Consider the following 1,382-nt stretch of genomic DNA (forward strand, 5'->3'; position numbering starts at 1 on the left):
TGTTTCAGAAGATTGACTTTACCCACCATGGTCTCTATAACTGTTTCACTACTTTTTCTGTTTTTCCCATTTCCGTTAAGAAATTCTGTTGATAATTTGTAGATGTTTCCATATAGCCTCTGGCACAATTAAGTAATTTCCTGGCATGTTTATTAATTTCAACCTCAGAACTACCTGACTCTATTGCCTTTAATGTGTTTTTGTACCTTTCTAGGTACTGTTTTAAAGTAGGCTCGTTAGATCTTTGGAGCTTCAATTCCAAAGCCTTAATCGTAGTTTCTAGTTGAGCCTTCAAAACTTTAATATTTGACATATGTTTCACTTTAATGTTCAGGAACTAACACTTCGTACGTTCTTAATCCACTCTTTTGGCCAATCTTGTGGCATTAGCAGCTGGTCAGCTTTGCCTTTCAATATTATACCTGTCGAGCCTATGTACGGGACAAAACACATATCATTTCCCGCAAGCCGACCTGATCGCTTTTTGAACACAAATTCTTCAATACCCGCCTGAGCATATCCAGGCCCAAACGAAACAGACTTTTAGGCGGCCTGCCATGCTTGTTTAGGGGAAGTTGTTCTGCTTCACCATAGTGCCAGTGCCCGATTATCAGACACCAGGCAAATGCCAGTGCCAGAATACCCATCAGTTTGTCCATCCGCTCTGGGGCCGTCATATGTGTCGATTCCAAGTCGAAGCCACGGCTCTTCAAGCATCCAAACAGTGTTTCAATGCCTCAGCGCCGGTAATAATCTGTAACCATCGTTTCCGGTTTCTTCGTAGCGACAACGATCAGCAAGCCTTTTTCTGAACGTCTGGCTGCGATGTATAGATAAACACCGGATACTCTGCGCTTACTGTGCCAGGTGATGCTTTGGTTGAGCTTGATATTCCTGAACAGATGGCTGGCCGGTATATCTTTGCCATTTTTACCCAGAACCGGGATATTGCAGCGAATCCTGAGACGACACAAAATCCCTTGCTGCTCCAACCACTCAAACCAGTCGTGGCCGATAAACTCACGATCAGCCAGAAGGCCGTCAATCTTGTTTGCAGGAATCAGCTTGAGAACCTTCTCCATGAGTTCTATTCGCTCTCTGGCATTGGAGTTACCCCCATTTTTTGTCAGGCAAACCCAGACCAGCGGAATAGAAGCGCCTTGCCAGGCGACAGAGACCACCAGATAATTGACGTGCTTGCTTCCAAACTGCCAGTTGGTTCGATCCATGCAGAGGGTATAGCGTTCCAGCTTTAGCCAATGGAGAATCAACTTCCCCAGCTGCTCGTAGCAGAATGTGTAATCAGCAAAGAATCGTTTGATACGTCGATAGCTGGATTCAGTCTGAGCGCGAGCCTGGAACTCTTCCGCCACCCTGTAAAG

1 protein-coding gene and 1 pseudogene are annotated in these 1,382 nt (G+C 45.3%); both read right to left on the bottom strand.

Features of this window, described 5'->3' with window-relative positions; genetic code table 11:
* Nucleotides 1-34 precede the first annotated feature (34 nt).
* Nucleotides 35-313 (bottom strand): hypothetical protein, encoded by a 279-nt coding sequence (locus ACR2PX_RS28175; protein WP_434002678.1) that lies wholly within the window; start codon nucleotides 311-313, stop codon nucleotides 35-37.
* A 118-nt stretch (nucleotides 314-431) separates the two neighbouring features.
* Nucleotides 432-1,382 (bottom strand): annotated as a pseudogene (locus ACR2PX_RS28180) (IS4 family transposase); the annotation flags it as partial.

The organism is Endozoicomonas sp. (genome assembly GCF_051008435.1).
Lineage (GTDB): Bacteria > Pseudomonadota > Gammaproteobacteria > Pseudomonadales > Endozoicomonadaceae > Endozoicomonas_A.